This is a genomic window from Halomonas ramblicola (assembly GCF_030409215.1).
Classification (GTDB): domain Bacteria; phylum Pseudomonadota; class Gammaproteobacteria; order Pseudomonadales; family Halomonadaceae; genus Halomonas; species Halomonas ramblicola.
Genome location: NZ_JAUFPL010000025.1, coordinates 25,131 through 40,768, shown reverse-complemented (window position 1 = coordinate 40,768; position 15,638 = coordinate 25,131). Strand labels below are relative to the sequence as shown.

The window sequence follows — 15,638 nt, the reverse complement described above, 5'->3', positions numbered from 1 at the left end:
GCTCAGCGGATCCCGGCGCGCAGGAAGGACTGCACGAACTGGCGCTGGAAGAGCAGGAAGGCGACCAGCAGCGGGGCGATGCTGAGGAGGGTGGCGGCGCTGATGGTGGCCCAGTTCACACCGGTCTCCGGGGCCGAGAAGATCCCCAGCCCCACGGTCAGCGGGCGACTCTCCACCGAGTTGGTGACCACCAGCGGCCACAGGAAGTTGTTCCAGTGGTGGCTGATCGACACCAGGCCGTAGGCCAGGTAGGTCGGTTTGGCCAGGGGCACGTAGACCTTGAGCAGGATCGCCATCCAGCCGCAGCCCTCCACCCGGGCGGCCTCCTCCAGCTCCCGGGGAATGGTCTTGAAGGTCTGGCGCAGCAGGAAGATGCCGAAGGCGCTGGCCACGTAGGGCAGGCCGATGCCGGCGATGGTGTCGACCAGCCCCAGGCCGCTGGCGATGCGGTAGTTCTCGACGATCAGTACCTCGGGGAAGACGAACAGCTGGATCAGCACCAGCATGAACAGCGCGTCCTTGCCGGGGATCGGGAAGCGTGCGAAGGCGAAGCCGGCCAGGGTGCAGACCACGAACTGGGCGGCGACGATGCCGGTGACCAGCAGGAAGGTATTGACGTAGTAGCGCGCGAAGGGCGCCTGTTCCCAGGCGTCGGTGAAGTTGTCCAGCGTCAGCGGCGCCAGCAGCTCGAAGCGCACCATGAACTCGGCGGGGTGGAAGGCCGCCCAGAAGGCGTAGAGCAGCGGGAAGATCCAGACGATCGCCAGCAGCCAGGCGGCGGTGGTTTCCAGGCCGGGCAAGCGGATAGCGAAGCGGCGCGAGGCGACAGCGGCGGCGGTCGGGGTGGTCATGGGCATCTCCTCTCGGCCGTCACTGGTAATGGGTCCGGCGATCGAGCACGCGGAACTTGATGGTCGCCACCACCGCCAGCACCAGCAGGATCACCACCGTGATGGTGGCGGCGTAGGTGCGGTCGAAGAACGAGAAGGCGTTCTCGTAGACGTAGTAGAGCAGCAGGTTGGTGGCGTTGTTGGGCCCGCCCTTGGTGAGGATGAACAGGTGGTCGACCACCCGCACGGCGTTGATCAGCGCATTGATCAGCACGAACAGCGTGGTCGGCATCAGCAGCGGGAAGGTCACCCGCCAGAAGAAGCTCCAGCGGCTCGTGCCCTCCAGGTCGGCGGCCTCCTCGAGGTCCGGCGGGATGCTCTGCAGCGCCGCCAGGTAGAAGATCATGAAGAAGCCGGCCTCCTTCCAGATGGTCATCACGATCACCGCGCCGAGTGCCACGCCCGGATCGCCCAGCCAGTTCGGGCCCTCGATGCCGAGCGCCCCCAGCAGGTGATTGAACAGGCCGATCTGCGGTGCGTAGAAGAACATCCAGATATTGGCCGCGGCGATCATCGGCAGGATGGTCGGCGTGAAGTAGGCCATGCGCACCAGGCCGCGCCCCGGCAGCCGGGCGTTGACGAACAGCGCCATGCCCAGCGCCAGGGCGATGGAGGTGGGAATGGTGCCCAGCGCATAGAACAGGTTGTTGCGGGCGACCGTCCAGAAGGTGCGATCCTCGAGCAGCAGCGCATAGTTCTCCAGCCCGACGAACTCCGGCGCCGCGCCGCGGAAACCGGGCAGGAAGAGGCTGTTGATCAGGGTGGCGACGGTGGGCAGGTAGGCGAAGGTGCCGAGCAGCACCGCCGCCGGCAACAGCAGCAGGGCACCATAGACCTGCATGCGTCGATCGGAGGTCAGCCTCGCCATTCCCGCTCCTCGGACATCCGGAAATCATGCCCCGCCGGCGACACGGCGCCGGCGGGGACTGCGCCTCAGCGCGCGTAGCGCCGCAGGGCGGCGTCCGCCTCGCGCTGGGCCTGGGCCAGCGCCTCGGCGGGCGACATCTGCCCGGTCAGCGCCGCCTGGACGGCGTTGTCCAGCGCCCGACGCACACGGCCGCCCTGGTAGGTGGCCAGTTCCGCGGTGGCGTGCTCGAGCTGGTCGCGGGCCACCGCCGCCGGCGGGAACGCCTCGACATAGTCGCGCAGCGCCTCGGTCTCGTAGGCCGCGGGGCTGACGCCCATGTAGCCGGTCTCGATGGACCAGGCCGCGGCGCGCTCCGGCGCGGTCATCCAGCGGATGAAGGTCATGGCGGCGCGCCGCTCCTCCTCGCTGGCATCCTTGAAGAGGTAGAAGTTGCCGCCGCCGGTGGGGCTGCCGCGCTGGGTGTTCATGGGCAGCATGGCCACGCCGAAATCGAAGTCGGCCTCGTTGCGCACCGCGGTGAGGTTGCCGGTGCTGTGCCACATCATGGCGGTGGACTCCTCGATGAAGTTCTGGCGCAGGGTGCCCCACTCGATGGTGTCGTCGGGCATCGCCCCGTGCTCGTCGGCCAGCGCTACCCAGTACTCCAGGGCCTCCACGGCCGCCGGGTCGTCGAAGTACACCTCGGTGCCGTCCTCGCTCATCAGGCGGTGGCCATTCTGGAAGGCGAAGGCCTGGAACATCCAGTAGGGATAGCCGGTGGAGGGCACCATCACACCCCACTGCTCGCCGCCGGAGGCCTCGCGCACCGCCGCGGCCATCTCGGCCATCTCCGCCCAGGTCTCGGGCGGGGTGTCGGGGTCGAGCCCGGCGGCCGCGAAGGCGTCCTTGTTCCAGTAGAAGACGATGGTCGAGCGCTGGAAGGGGATGCCGTAGGTCTGGCCGTCGAGCCGGCCGTTCTCCATCAGCCCCGGATAGAAGCTGTCGAGCCACTCGCGCTCCGCATCGCTCTCGACGAGGTCGTCGAAGGGCACGATGACGTCCTGCTCGATCAGCTCGTAGAGGTCGATGGAGAACATCACCGACAGCTGCGGGGCGTCGCCGGCCTCGACGGCGGACATGGCGCGCACCCGGGTGTCGTCGTAGTTGCCGGCATAGATGGCCTCCACCGCGATGTCCGGATGCTCGGCCTCGAAGTCGGCGACCAGGCCGTCGATCACCTCGGTGAGGGCACCGCCCACGGCCACCGGGTAGTACATGGTCAGCTCGGTCTGCGCCTGGGCGTTCAGCGAGCCGGCGGCGAGCAGGGCGGCCATGGCCAGGCCGCGCTTGTTGACGGGGAAGCGTGCGTTCATCGGTTCACTCCTGGCGTGTCGTTCCCTACCTGGTTGGACGAGGCCCGGGCCTCGCCGTCCTGCTGCGAAAGCGGGCCGGACCGGGACGTCGCGAAGCGTCGGCGGCCCGGCGGGGCGGCCAGGTCGTGCCCGGCGATCTCCAGGCGACGGCCGTCCTCGGTGGCGAAGAAGTGGGTAGCCTCGCGCCGCCACTGCAGCCGGCAGGCGGCGCCCGCGCCCAGCGGCGGTCGGCCGTCGAGGCGCGCACGCAGCGTCTGGTCGCCGACCTCGAGCCGCACGATGCTGTCGGCGCCCAGGTATTCGGCATCCAGCACCCGGGCGGGAACGCCGGTGGCGTCCTCGGCCAGCACCCGGATGTCCTCGGGGCGCACCCCGAGCAGCTGCCCGGCGGCCTCGTGGGGCGCCACGTTGCAGTGCGGCTCGCCGTCGATCACCGCCCCGTCGGCGGCGGCTGCCAGGGGCACCAGGTTCATCGCCGGGCTGCCGATGAAGCCGGCGGCGAAGGCGCTGGCCGGTCGCTCGTAGAGCTCATCGGGGGTGCCGTCCTGGACCAGGCGGCCGTCCTGCATCAGGATCACCCGGTCGCCCATGCTCATCGCCTCCACCTGATCGTGGGTGACGTAGATCACCGTCATGCCCAGCCGCTGCTGCAGGGCCTTGATCTCGCGACGCATCTCGCCGCGCAGGCGCGCATCGAGGTTGGAGAGGGGCTCGTCCATCAGGCAGATGGGATGCTCGGAGATGATCGCCCGGGCCAGGGCCACCCGCTGGCGCTGGCCGCCCGAAAGCTGGGCCGGCTTGCGGTCCAGGTAGGCCTCGAGGTCGACCAGCGCGGCCACCCTCGCCAGCCGGGCCTGGCGTTCGGGCCTGGGCACCTTGCGGCTGCGCAGGCCGAAGACGATGTTGTCGGCGACGCTGAGATGCGGAAAGAGCGCATAGGACTGGAAGACCATGCTGATGCCGCGATCCCCCGGCGGCAGGTGGGTGACGTCGCGCTCGCCGATATGGATGCGCCCGGCGCTGGCCGGCTCGAGCCCGGCGATCATGCGCAGGGTGGTCGACTTGCCGCAGCCCGAGGGGCCCAGCAGGATGACGAACTCCCCCGGGACCACCGTGAAGCCGATCCCGTCCACGGCGGTGGTGCTGCCCCAGCGCTTGCTGACGGCCTCGAGCCGGATGCGTTGCGTCTCTTCCCGGGGCGGGTCGGCATGGTCGTGATGGTGATTCATAGGCGTGACATGACGCTCATCGGCATTCTCGAACTCAGCGTAGCCGCTAATTCGGCAGGGTGGCCCCTATCCTGGTGCGAACCGATGACAGGCGGATGACGCCGCGCCCGGGAGTCGCCGGGTCGCAGCGTGCTAGAATGCCCTCCCCTTCCCGCTCAGGAGCCGCGCCATGTCCCTCGACGACCTGCACCTGACCCTCCGCAACCTGACCCCGGAGGATTATCCCCAACTCGAGACGCTGATGGACGCCGTCTATCACGACATCGGCGGCGCCTGGTCGCGGCACACCATGGACAAGCTGATCGAGTCCTTCCCCGACGGCCAGATCGCCATCGAGGACGACGGCACCCTGGTGGGCATGGCGCTGACCGCGCGGGTCGACTACGACGAGTTCACCAACCCCCACAAGTACGACGACCTGCTCGGCAAGCGCGAGGTGATCCTCGACGACCCCGACGGCGACGCCATGTACGGCCTGGACGTGCTGATCCATCCCGACTACCGCGGCTACCGCCTGGGCCGTCGCCTCTACGACGCCCGCAAGGAGCTGTGCCGCTCGCTCAACCTGCGCGCCATCCTGGCCGGCGGACGCATCCCCCAGTACCACGCGCACGCCGAGGAGCTCTCCCCCACCCAGTACATCGACAAGGTCACCCGCCGCGAGATCCACGACCCCATCCTCTCCTTCCAGCTGGCCAACGACTTCCAGGTCAAGCGCCTGCTGCGCGACTACCTGCCCGAGGACGAGAGCTCCCGGGGGTACGCCACCCTGCTGGAGTGGAACAACTTCCTCTACGAGCCCGCCGAGCTGGTGCTCGATACCCGCAGGACCCAGGTGCGGGTCGGCGCCGTGCAGTGGCAGATGCGCGAGTTCGACTCGGTGGAGGCGGTGCTGCAGCAGGTGGAGTACTTCGTCGACGCCCTGTCCGACTACAAGAGCGACTTCGCGGTCTTCCCGGAGCTGTTCAACGGCCCGCTGATGGGCCTGCAGGACCGCGCCGCCCAGCAGGACCAGATGGCCGCCATCCGCTTCCTGGCCGGCTTCACCGAGCGCTTCAAGGCCGAGCTGTCGCGCATGGCGGTCTCCTACAACATCAACATCGTCGCCGGCTCGATGATCGAGGCCGGCGAGGACGACCGCCTCTACAACGTCAGCTACCTCTGCCACCGCGACGGCGAGCTGGAGTGCCAGGCCAAGCTGCACATCACGCCCCAGGAGCGCCGCGACTGGGTGATCGAGGGCGGCGACGACCTCCAGGTGTTCGAGACCGACGCCGGCCGGGTGGGCATCCTGATCTGCTACGACGTGGAGTTCCCCGAGCTCGGCCGGCTGCTCGCCGAACAGGACCTGGACATCCTCTTCGTGCCGTTCTGGACCGACACCAAGAACGGCTACCTGCGGGTACGCCACTGCGCCCAGGCACGGGCCATCGAGAACGAGTGCTACGTGGTGCTGTGCGGCAGCGTGGGCAACGTGCCGTCCATCGAGAACCTCGACATCCAGTACGCCCAGTCGTCGGTCTTCTCGCCCTCGGACTTCCTCTTCCCCCACGACGCCGTGCTCGCCGAGACCACGCCCAACACCGAGATGATCATGTTCTCGGACCTCGACCTGACGCGGCTGGTCATGGTGCGCAACGAGGGCTCGGTGACCAACCTCAAGGATCGCCGCAAGGACCTCTTCGACCTGCGCTGGCGCGACTGGTCGTGGAAGTCCGGTGGCCGGCAATCCGGGGCCAACCTGGAGGAGGGCTGAGGCGGTGCTGGAACGCCTGCGCCGCTGGCGGGAGGCGCGCTTCGCCGCGCGCCACCCCTTTCCCGAGGCGGCGTGGCGGGAGGCCCGCGCGCGGCTGCCGCTGCTCGCCGCCCTGCCCGAGCCAGCGGCCGCGCGGCTGGGCCGGCGCGCCTGGCGCTTCCTGCACGCCAAGCGGGTCAGCCTGCACCCGGAACTCGCCGAGGCCACGCCCTTCGACCTCCCCGCCCGGCTGGCCCTGGCCGCCCAGGCCTGCCTGCTCACCCTGGGCTGGGACGATGCCGACCACCGCCAGGCCTTCGACAACGTCCACGAGGTGCTGGTGCTGCCCGACGCCTTCCAGCGCCGGGTGGAGGAGATGGACGAGTTCGGCGTGATGCACGAGTACGACGACGAGCGCGCCGGTGAGACCTCCCACCAGGGCCCGGTGGTGGTGGCCTTCCCCGACCTGATGGAGAGCGGCGACTTCAGCGGCTTCAACGTGCTGATCCACGAGTTCGCCCACAAGCTCGACCTGGGCAACTCCCTGGACGTGGACGGCTTCCCGCCGCTGTCCGGCGACCTCGATCCCCGGGAGTGGCACCGCGTGTTCAGCGCCGTCTGGGACGACCTCCAGGCGCACCTCGAACGCGGCGAGGCACCGCCCATCGACGACTACGCCGCCAGCCATCCCGGGGAGTGCTTCGCGGTGTGCTGCGAGGCTTTCTTCACCGCCCCCGAGCGGCTCCACGGCGCCTACCCCGAGCTCCATGCCCTGCTGGTCCGCTACTTCCGCCAGGACCCGCGGGCCTGGGCGCCGCCCTCCCCCGCCGGCGCCTGAACGCCCCGCGCGCTCAGGACGGGCGCGCTGTCGCCGCCTCCTGCGGGTGCAGCCAGGCCCACAGCCGCTGCGCCTCGGGGTGGGCGCTGCGCCGTCGCGGCCTGGCCAGCCAGAACGCCTCCTCGCTGGGCACCGCCAGCGCGAAGGGCGCAACCAGGTCCCGGCGGCCCTCGAGCAGGCGTCGATGGGTCAGCGCCACCCCGCCGCCGCGGCCGGCCAGGGCCAGGCTCATCACCTGGTTATCGCAGGTCAGCGCCAAGCAGTGGCGGTCGAGCCCCGCCACCCCGGCCCGCTCCAGCCAGGTGGGCCAGCCCAAGGCGAAGCCCGCCGCATGCAGCAGGGTGTGGCCGGCCAGGTCCGCCGGCTCGCCGAGCTCCGCCGCCAGCTCGGGGCTGCAGGCCGGCAGCAGGCTCTCCGTGCCCAGCGACACCGCCTCCATCTCCCCCCAACCGCCGTCGCCGTAGCGGATCTCGATGTCGGCGCCCTGGGGCCCGAAGTCATCCGGCCAGATGGCGCTCACCAGCCGGACGGCGATCTCGGGATGCGCACGGTGGAACGCCAGCAGGCGTGGCGCCAGCCAGTTCTGCTGGATGACCGGGGTGGTGCGCAGGGTCACCGAGCGGGACGGCGCGGCGCCGAACACCTCCTGGGTGCCCTCGGCGAGGCGTGCGAAGGCGTCGTGGATGCTGGGCAGCCAGGCGCGCCCCGCCGGGGTCAGCGACAGGCTGCGCGGATGGCGGACGAAGAGCTTCTGGCCCAGGCGATCCTCGAGCAGGCGGATGCGCTGGCTGATCGCCGCCTGGGTCACGCCCAGCTCGCGACCGGCGGCGGTGAAGCTCAGGGTGCGTGCCGCGGCCTCGAAGGCCTGCAGCCAGATCAGCGGAGGCAGGGAATCCATGAGAAAGCCGCCTATAAGCTCAGCTTGGCCATAGCCGCCAGATTAATCGTTTGTCACCCGGCCGGCCAGTCCCCATCCTGGGCACTCTCGATTCCCCACCCTCACAGGAGGCCCGGATGCTCACCGCCCCAACCCTCGAACCCCAGGCCACGCCGGTCGAGATGCACGAACTCGCCCCCTACGCCGAGGCCCCGCGGCTGCAGGACGCCCGGGCCGAGGCACGAGGCCTCGGGCTGACCTGGGAGGACGGCGCCCGTGCCCGCCTGCCCTGGCTGTGGCTGCGCGACCACTGCGCCTGCCCCGAGTGCCGCCATCCCCAGACCCGCGAGCGCCTGGTCCTGCCGCGTGCCGCGGCCGAGCCCGCCATCGGGGTCCAACTGAGCGATGGCCACCTGCGGCTGACCTGGCCGGACGGCCACGCCAGCGACTTCCACGGCGGCTGGCTGCATCAGCGCCGCCCCGCCGCCGCCCCCGCCGACCCGCTGCCCGTACCGCGGCCCTGGCGCGACGACTACTCCCTCGCCCGGGTGCGCCACGCCGACTTCGTCGTCGGCAACGCCGGCGAGCGCGCCTGGCTGGAGGCGCTGTTGCGCGACGGCCTGGTGCTGCTCGAGGAGGGCCCGCTGGCCGACGAGGAGGTGAGCCGGCTGGCCACGCGCATCGGGCCGCTGCGCGCCACCAACTTCGGCGCCCGCTTCGACGTCCGCTCCAAGCCCAATCCCAACAACGCCGCCTATACCGCCATCGGCCTGGCGCTGCACACCGACCTGCCCAACTGGCAGCATCCGCCCGACATCCAGCTGCTCTACTGCCTGGAGAACGACGCCGAGGGGGGCGAGTCGCAGTTCGCCGACGGCTACCGGGTCGCCGAGACCCTGCGCAGCGAGGACCCCGAGGCCTTCCGCGTGCTCGCCGAGACGCCCATCGATTTCCGCTTCCAGGACGAAACCCATGACATCGCCGTGCGCGCGCCGATCCTCAGCTGCGACGCCCAGGGCCGGGTGGTGGAGGTGCGCTTCAACAACTGGATTCGCGACACCCTGCGCCTGCCGGAGGAGGCCATCGACGCCTGGTACCGCGCCTACCACCGCTTCTGGGAACTGCTCCACGAGCCGCGCCACCAGCTGGAGCTGAGCCTGCGCCCGGGCGACATGATCGCCTTCGACAACCGGCGCGTGCTGCACGGCCGCGGCGCCTTCGACCCCAACTCCGGCCGGCGCCACCTGCAGGGCACCTACCTCGATCGCGACCCGATCGAGTCGCGCCTGCGAGTGCTGGCCCGCCACGCCCACTGATCACGCCGCCCCCCTCCCGCGCCGGCGGCGACCGCGACCCGCCGGCCGACGAGGCGCTGGAGCTCTGAGGACGTAGCGCGGGCGCATTGGCCGGCCGGCGCCGGCCCCGTATGCTGTAGCCCTCACCGCAGCCAAGGCGTCCCCGCATGCCCCGTACGCTCCTGTTTCCGCTGATCGCCCTCGCCGTGCTCGTCGGCCTGGCCATCGGCTGGCAGTGGCTGGCCGGCGAGGGGTTGCTCAGCGTCGCCACGCTGCAGCGTCTGGTCCAGGGATCCCTGGCCTGGCGCGACGCGCCCTGGGCGGTACTGGTGGTGATGGCGGTCTACGCCGGCGCCTCGCTGGTGATGTTCCCGCTGAGCCTGCTGGTGGCGGCGACGGGGCTGATGTTCGGCCCCTGGTGGGGCTTCGCCTACGCCCTGGCCGGCACCCTGGCCGCCTCGATGCTAACCTGGTGGGTGGGCCGCCGCCTCGGCCGGGAGGCCTTGATCCGCCACGGCGGGCGACACCTGCACGGCCTGTCGCGCTACCTGGCCGGCCGCGGCATCCGCACCATGACCCTGGTCAACCTGCTGCCCCTGGCGCCTTTCACCCTCACCAACCTGATGGCCGGGGCCTTCCACCTGCGCTTCCGCGACTACATGATCGGCTCCGCCCTGGGCATCCTCCCGGGGCTCGCCGGGGTGACCCTGCTGGGCAGCCAGCTCGGCCAGCTGGCCACCGCCGAGAGCCGCGGCGAGCTGGCCTGGGGCATCGCTGGGCTGCTGGCGGCCATCGCCCTGCTGGCCGGGCTGAAGCGCTGGGCGGAACGTCGCCGGCGCCGGCGCTGAACGCCTGGGAGCCTGTCGGATTGGGTCGAGCGCCGCGAGAGATTCGGCTTGCGCAGTAGATCAGCGCCGAGTCCGACAGGCTCTCAGCGGCCGGAGAGGTCGGCCTCGTCATCCTCGCGCTGGCGGGGCCACCAGTCGGGGCGCTCGTGCTCCCACTCCTCCTGCACCAGGTGGCGCAGCAGGCGTCCGCGGTGACGCAGCATCTGCCACTCGGCTCCCAGCCGGCTGCGCACCAGCTCCCAGCCCCCCTCGTCGGCGTGGGTGAAGGGACCGCCCCGGGCGATGGCCCGTCGGTAGACCGCCAGACAGCGCCTGGCGCAGCGCGCCTCGTCATAGCGGTGAGCCGTCTGCCGGGCCCGCTCGGCCAACGGCCGCCGCCGGCCCTCGTCGGCCAGTTCGACGAGGGCCGCGGCCATGGCCGCGGCATCGTCATCGACGAGCAGCCGGCCGTTGCGACCATCGCATACCACCTCCTGTATCCCGGGAGCCTGCACCGCCACCACCGGCAGGCCGGCGGCCATGGCCTCGGCGATCACCATGCCCTGGGTCTCGCTGTGGGAGGCGAAGGCGAAGACGTCCATGGCGTGATAGGCGTCGATCAGCGCCCGTCCCTGCAGGCGTCCGGCGAAGTACACGCGCTGCTCCACCCCGGCCTCGGCGAAGGTCGCCTGCATGGCGGCCCGGGCATCCCCGTCGCCGACCACCAGGAAGTGTGCCCCGGAGGCATTCACCAGCGCCTCGGCGACCCCGCGAGCCAGGAAGTCGAGGTTCTTCTCCCGGGCCAGCCGCCCCAGGTGGCCGATCACGTAGGCGTCGCCGGGAATCCCCAGGCGCCGGCGCCAGCCGTCCCCGTCGCCGGTAGCGAAGCGTGCCGTGTCGACCCCGCTCGGTACCACGCTGATCCGCGGGTTGGCCTCGCGCTCGTAGAGCAGGTCGCGGATGCTCTCGCTGGGGGCGATGACCTCGTCGCACAGCCGGGTGTACTGGGTCGCCAGCGCCACCGCGAAGCGCTGCATGCGCGGCGAGTCGCCGGGCACGTAGTGGGTGTAGTGCTCGTAGAGGGTATGGTGGGTGAAGATCAGCGGCAGGCCGTAGGTCTCCGCCGTGCGCGCCGCGGTGTCGCCCAGCAGGAAGGGGTGATGGGAGTGGACGATGTCCGGCTCGAAGGCCTCGACCTCGTCGTGGAGCTGGCCGGGGATCGGCACCGGCAGCGAGAAGTCGCTGCCGTTGAAGTGCTGGACCGCCGCCACCCGGACCACGTCGCGCTCCTCGCGTGGCTGGCCCTCGAGCCGCGGGGCCACCACCAGCACCCGGTGGCCGGCCGCCTGCAGGCAGCGCTTGAGCCGCTGCACCGACTCGCTGACCCCGCCGACGATGGGCAGGTAGGTATTGGTGAACATCAACACGTTCACGACAAGGCCTCCTTCCGTGGGACGACGTGGCGCTCCAGGGGCGGCACGCGCCCCGCCATCTCCTGTTCAAGGTAGTCGACGAAGGCGCGGATACGCGCCGGTACATGGCGCCGTTGCAGGTAGACCGCATGGAAGTCGGCCGCGATCCCCTGCCATTCCGGCAGCAGCGCCACCAGCTCGCCGCGGGCCAGGTGCTCGTGGACGTCCCACCAGGACCGCAGCACGATGCCATGGCCATCCAGCGCCAGGCGCAGCACCACCTCGCCGTCGTTGCTGGCCAGGGCACCGCCCACCTTCACCGCCTGTTCGCCCCCGCCGGGCCCGCGCCGCCGGAAGCGCCATACCGCGAAGTCGCTGTCGTTCTCGCGCAGCAGCAGGCAGGGCTGGCCGGCCAGGTCGGCGGGCTCGTGCAGCGGCGGCAGCGCCTCGACCAGCGAGGGGGCGGCACAGGGGATGCGCCGGTTGGCCAGGATTCGCCGCGCCACCAGCCGGGAGTCCGGCGGCTCGCCGACCCGGATGCCCAGGTCGAAGGCCTGGTCGCCGAGGCTCAGCGGGAAGTTGGAGAGCTCCAGGACCGCCTCGATGCCGGGATGGCGCCGGCAGAAGGCGGAAAGCAGGGGCGCCACGTGGCGCCGCCCGAAGCCGAAGGTGGCGTTGACCCGCAGCGGCCCCGAGAGGTCGGCACGATCCGCGCCGAGGCTCTCCTCCAGCTCGGCCAGCTCCTCCAGGATGATGCCTCCCCGGGCCAGGTAGCGTTCGCCCTCGGCGGTCAGGGTGAGGCGGCGGGTGGTGCGGCTGGCCAGCTCCACGCCCAGCCGCGCCTCGAGCCGCTTGAGCCGCTTGCTGACCGCCGACAGCGAGAGGCCCAGCTCGCGGGCGGTGGCGGTGAGGCTGCCCGCCGCGGCCAGGCGACGGAAGAAGGCCAGGTCGTCCAGGGGCGTCACGCCATTCTCCACTTGAGCTCAATAGTAGATTGCATCATAGCCTGATTATCCCCGCCCCTGACAGGGCTAGACTGCCAGGCATCGACCCGAGACGAGAAGGAGACACGCCATGACCCATCGTATCGCCATCATCCCCGGCGACGGCATCGGCAAAGAGGTGATGCCGGAAGGCCTGCGCGCCCTGCAGGCCGCCGCCGACCGCTATGGCATCGCACTCGAACTCGAGCACTTCGACTTCGCCAGCTGCGACTACTACGCCGAGCATGGCCAGATGCTCCCCGACGACTGGTTCGAGACCCTCAAGGACTTCGACGCCATCTACTACGGCGCCGTGGGCTGGCCCGACACGGTGCCCGACCACGTCTCGCTGTGGGGGTCACTGCTGCAGTTCCGCCGCCGCTTCGACCAGTACATCAACCTGCGCCCCTGCAAGCTGCTGCCGGGCATCAAGAGCCCCCTGGCCGACCGCCAGCCCGGCGACATCGACTTCTACGTGGTGCGCGAGAACACCGAGGGCGAATACTCCAGCGTCGGCGGCAAGATGTTCGAGGGCACCGACCGCGAGGTGGTGATCCAGGAGACGGTGATGACCCGCCACGGCGTCGACCGGGTGCTGAAGTTCGCCTACGACCTGGCCCAGTCGCGTCCCCGCAAGAAGCTCACCTCGGCCACCAAGTCCAACGGCATCGCCATCACCATGCCCTGGTGGGACGAGCGGGTGGCCGCCATGGGCGAGCACTACCCGGACGTCGACGTGGACCAGTTCCATATCGACATCCTCACCGCCAACTTCGTGATGCACCCGGACTGGTTCGACGTGGTGGTGGCCAGCAACCTGTTCGGCGACATCCTCTCGGACCTGGGCCCGGCCTGCACCGGCACCATTGGCGTGGCCCCCTCGGCCAACATCAACCCCGAGGGCAGCTTCCCCAGCCTCTTCGAGCCGGTGCACGGTAGCGCCCCGGACATCGCCGGCCAGGGCATCGCCAACCCCATCGGCCAGGTCTGGTCCGGTGCCATGATGCTCGAGCACCTGGGTCACCGGGAGGCCGCGGACGCCATCGTGTCCGCCTTCGAGGCGATACTGGCGGAAGGCGACCCGGCGGTGCTGACCCCGGATATCCGCGGCACCGGCACCACCGAGTCGCTGGGCCGGGCCATCGCCGAGCGCATCGCCCGGGGCTGACCGCCACCCGGCTCGCCCGGACGCCACGCGGCCCGCCCCGGCATGTCGGGACGGGCCGCGTCGTCGCGTCGGGACGTGAAGGGCGTCAGCCGGCCACTTTCAGGATCGCACCCGGGCTTTCACGCCGTCGACCTCGTCCCTTGCCCGGCGGCAGGCGGCCGGCGATGGTAGGTCGACCCGAATCGGCACAGGACGCGACGATGCTGAACGAATGGCTGGACCTGAGCCTCGGCGAGCCGGCCGAGGCGGCGGCCGCCCCGAGCCAGGGGCAACTGCCCGGCGGCCGCTACCACCTGCACGCCCCCGGCGTGCTGGAACTGATGCCCGACCGCCCGCTGCCGGGGGCCCGGGCCTGCATGATCTCCGCGGGCATCCACGGCAACGAGACCGCCCCCATCGAGCTGCTCGGCGACTGCCTGGCGCGGCTCGAGGCCGGGGTGTCGCGACTGGGCGCCCCGGCCCTGGTGATCCTCGGCAACCCGGAGGCAATCCGCCGGGGCGTGCGCTACCTGGGCACCAACCTCAACCGGCTGTTCCGTCGCGACCTGGCCGAGGCCGGCATGGAGCCGGACCGCGCCCGGGCGCTGATGGCCGCGGTAGACGCCTTCCTGGCCCGCTACCCGGAACGCCCCGCCCTGCACTACGACCTGCATACGGCGATCCGCGACAGCCGCTATCCGCGCTTCGTGGTCGGCCCCTTCAGCGAGGCCGGCGCCGTCGCCCCCGAGCAGTGGCGCTGGCTGGCCGCCGCCGGGATACAGGCGGTGCTGCACCAGCACCGCCACAGCTGGACCTTCTCCCACTACAGCCGGCACTACCACGGCGCCCAGGCGTTGACGCTGGAACTGGGCCGCGCCCTGCCCTTCGGGCACAATGACCCGGCACCGCTGGCTCCCATGGGCCGGCTGCTGCTCAGCCTGCTGGAGGGCCGCGAACCGCCCGGTGCCGAGCCCAGCCGCATGGCCTTCTTCCGGGTGGAGCGGGAAGTGATGCGCGAGTCCGCCGACTTCCGTCTGGGTTTCCCGGACGACACGCCGAACTTCACCGAGTTCGCCCCCGGTGCCCTGCTGGCCGAGGACGGCCGGGGCGGCGAGATCCGGGTGGGGGACGAGCCCCTGGCGGTGGTCTTTCCCAACGCCGCGGTGGAGATCGGCGCCCGGGCGGCGCTGCTGGTGAGGCCCGACGCCCCGCCACCGGCCCCCACCTGACAGCAAGACTCGCGGAAAAAAGCCGCTCCGGCAGCGGAAAAATCCTTATAACAACCCCAAACAGGAGGTAAAATCGTGCGCTTTTGCCGATCCGCATCCGTCCCGTGTCGCCGCCCGCGCGAAGAGTCGGGCCACCCCGTCCCGCGACACGCCTGACCCGGAGCCCATTCCATGGCCGCAACCCCGATTCCGCTGGAAGTGCACAACATCAAGAAGCGCTTCGGCGACACCGAAGTCCTCAAGGGTCTGTCGCTGTCGGCCCACAAGGGTGACGTGATCACCCTGATCGGAGCCTCCGGCTCCGGCAAGAGCACCTTCCTGCGCTGCATGAACCTGCTCGAGCAACCCGACGAGGGCGAGTTGCTCGTCCACGGCGAGTCGGTCCGCTTCAAGCAGGCGAAGCACGGCCGCGAGCCGGCGGACTGGAAGCAGGTGGTGCGCATGCGCGCCCGGCTCTCCATGGTCTTCCAGAGCTTCAACCTCTGGGCCCACATGACGCTGCTGGAGAACGTCATCGAGGCGCCGGTACACGTGCTCGGCAAGCCGAAGAAGGAGGCCGTCGAGCACGCCCGCGAGCTGCTCGCCCGGGTGGGGCTCGCCAAGCACGCCGACTACTACCCGGCCCAGATGTCCGGCGGCCAGCAGCAGCGCGGCGCCATCGCCCGGGCGCTGGCCATGGATCCCGAGGTGATGCTCTTCGACGAGCCCACCTCGGCGCTGGACCCGGAGCTGGTGGGCGACGTGCTGCGCGTGATGCGCGACCTGGCCGACGAGGGCCGCACCATGATCGTGGTGACCCACGAGATGGCCTTCGCCCGCGACGTCTCCAGCCAGGTGATCTACCTGCACCAGGGGGTCGTCGAGGAGGCCGGCGCCCCCGGCGAGGTGCTCGACAACCCGCGCTCCGAGCGGCTCCGGCAGTTCCTGGCGCCCAAGCACTGACGGGCCCACGAGGA

At 70.8% G+C, this 15,638-nt stretch carries 14 protein-coding genes; 7 read left to right on the top strand and 7 right to left on the bottom strand.

From position 1 onward, the window contains the following. Positions 1 to 2 precede the first annotated feature (2 nt). The 4 genes from QWY80_RS08980 to QWY80_RS08965 all read right to left on the bottom strand — a co-directional run bounded on the left by QWY80_RS08980 (position 3) and on the right by QWY80_RS08965 (position 4,339). Entirely contained in the window at positions 3 to 851 is an 849-nt protein-coding gene (locus tag QWY80_RS08980) for a carbohydrate ABC transporter permease (RefSeq protein ID WP_290230493.1), read from the bottom strand. A gap of 19 nt (positions 852 to 870) precedes the next feature. After that, a complete protein-coding gene (locus QWY80_RS08975) occupies positions 871 to 1,758 on the bottom strand; it encodes a carbohydrate ABC transporter permease (protein WP_290230491.1) in 888 nt (295 codons plus the stop codon). Between the two features lie 65 nt (positions 1,759 to 1,823). Continuing rightward, positions 1,824 to 3,110 carry an ABC transporter substrate-binding protein gene (locus tag QWY80_RS08970; RefSeq protein WP_290230489.1) on the bottom strand — a complete coding sequence of 429 codons (1,287 nt, stop codon included), beginning with the start codon at positions 3,108 to 3,110 and terminating at the stop codon, positions 1,824 to 1,826. Beyond that, complete coding sequence (locus tag QWY80_RS08965; protein WP_290230488.1) at positions 3,107 to 4,339, bottom strand: ABC transporter ATP-binding protein; 1,233 nt, start codon at positions 4,337 to 4,339, stop codon at positions 3,107 to 3,109. The genes QWY80_RS08970 and QWY80_RS08965 overlap by 4 nt, the downstream gene beginning before the upstream one ends. Before the next feature lie 169 nt (positions 4,340 to 4,508). On the opposite strand from QWY80_RS08965, the gene QWY80_RS08960 reads away from it, so the two are divergent. Together QWY80_RS08960 and QWY80_RS08955 are read left to right on the top strand one after the other, a co-directional pair. Next, positions 4,509 to 6,095 carry a bifunctional GNAT family N-acetyltransferase/carbon-nitrogen hydrolase family protein gene (locus QWY80_RS08960; RefSeq protein WP_290230485.1) on the top strand — a complete coding sequence of 529 codons (1,587 nt, stop codon included), beginning with the start codon at positions 4,509 to 4,511 and terminating at the stop codon, positions 6,093 to 6,095. A 4-nt stretch (positions 6,096 to 6,099) separates the two neighbouring features. Continuing rightward, entirely contained in the window at positions 6,100 to 6,912 is an 813-nt protein-coding gene (locus QWY80_RS08955) for a M90 family metallopeptidase (RefSeq protein WP_290230482.1), read from the top strand. A 13-nt stretch (positions 6,913 to 6,925) separates the two neighbouring features. Here the strand turns inward: QWY80_RS08955 and QWY80_RS08950 are convergent, their stop codons facing one another. After that, positions 6,926 to 7,810 carry a LysR substrate-binding domain-containing protein gene (locus tag QWY80_RS08950; RefSeq protein ID WP_290230479.1) on the bottom strand — a complete coding sequence of 295 codons (885 nt, stop codon included), beginning with the start codon at positions 7,808 to 7,810 and terminating at the stop codon, positions 6,926 to 6,928. 116 nt (positions 7,811 to 7,926) lie between these two features. On the opposite strand from QWY80_RS08950, the gene QWY80_RS08945 reads away from it, so the two are divergent. Both QWY80_RS08945 and QWY80_RS08940 read left to right on the top strand, forming a co-directional pair. Beyond that, entirely contained in the window at positions 7,927 to 9,105 is a 1,179-nt protein-coding gene (locus QWY80_RS08945) for a TauD/TfdA family dioxygenase (RefSeq protein ID WP_290230476.1), read from the top strand. A gap of 146 nt (positions 9,106 to 9,251) precedes the next feature. Then, positions 9,252 to 9,932, top strand: coding sequence for a TVP38/TMEM64 family protein (locus QWY80_RS08940; RefSeq protein WP_290230474.1), 681 nt, complete (start codon positions 9,252 to 9,254; stop codon positions 9,930 to 9,932). An 83-nt stretch (positions 9,933 to 10,015) separates the two neighbouring features. Here the strand turns inward: QWY80_RS08940 and QWY80_RS08935 are convergent, their stop codons facing one another. Next, complete coding sequence (locus tag QWY80_RS08935) at positions 10,016 to 11,344, bottom strand: glycosyltransferase (protein WP_290230472.1); 1,329 nt, start codon at positions 11,342 to 11,344, stop codon at positions 10,016 to 10,018. Beyond that, positions 11,341 to 12,288 carry a LysR family transcriptional regulator gene (locus QWY80_RS08930; protein WP_290230469.1) on the bottom strand — a complete coding sequence of 316 codons (948 nt, stop codon included), beginning with the start codon at positions 12,286 to 12,288 and terminating at the stop codon, positions 11,341 to 11,343. The genes QWY80_RS08935 and QWY80_RS08930 overlap by 4 nt, the downstream gene beginning before the upstream one ends. A 109-nt stretch (positions 12,289 to 12,397) precedes the next feature. Between QWY80_RS08930 and QWY80_RS08925 the strand changes: the two genes are divergently transcribed. The 3 genes from QWY80_RS08925 to QWY80_RS08915 all read left to right on the top strand — a co-directional run bounded on the left by QWY80_RS08925 (position 12,398) and on the right by QWY80_RS08915 (position 15,624). Then, complete coding sequence (locus tag QWY80_RS08925) at positions 12,398 to 13,474, top strand: tartrate dehydrogenase (protein ID WP_290230467.1); 1,077 nt, start codon at positions 12,398 to 12,400, stop codon at positions 13,472 to 13,474. 200 nt (positions 13,475 to 13,674) lie between these two features. Continuing rightward, a complete protein-coding gene (locus QWY80_RS08920) occupies positions 13,675 to 14,682 on the top strand; it encodes a succinylglutamate desuccinylase (protein WP_290230465.1) in 1,008 nt (335 codons plus the stop codon). A gap of 171 nt (positions 14,683 to 14,853) precedes the next feature. Continuing rightward, a complete protein-coding gene (locus QWY80_RS08915; protein ID WP_290230463.1) occupies positions 14,854 to 15,624 on the top strand; it encodes an ABC transporter ATP-binding protein in 771 nt (256 codons plus the stop codon). Positions 15,625 to 15,638: the final 14 nt, after the last annotated feature.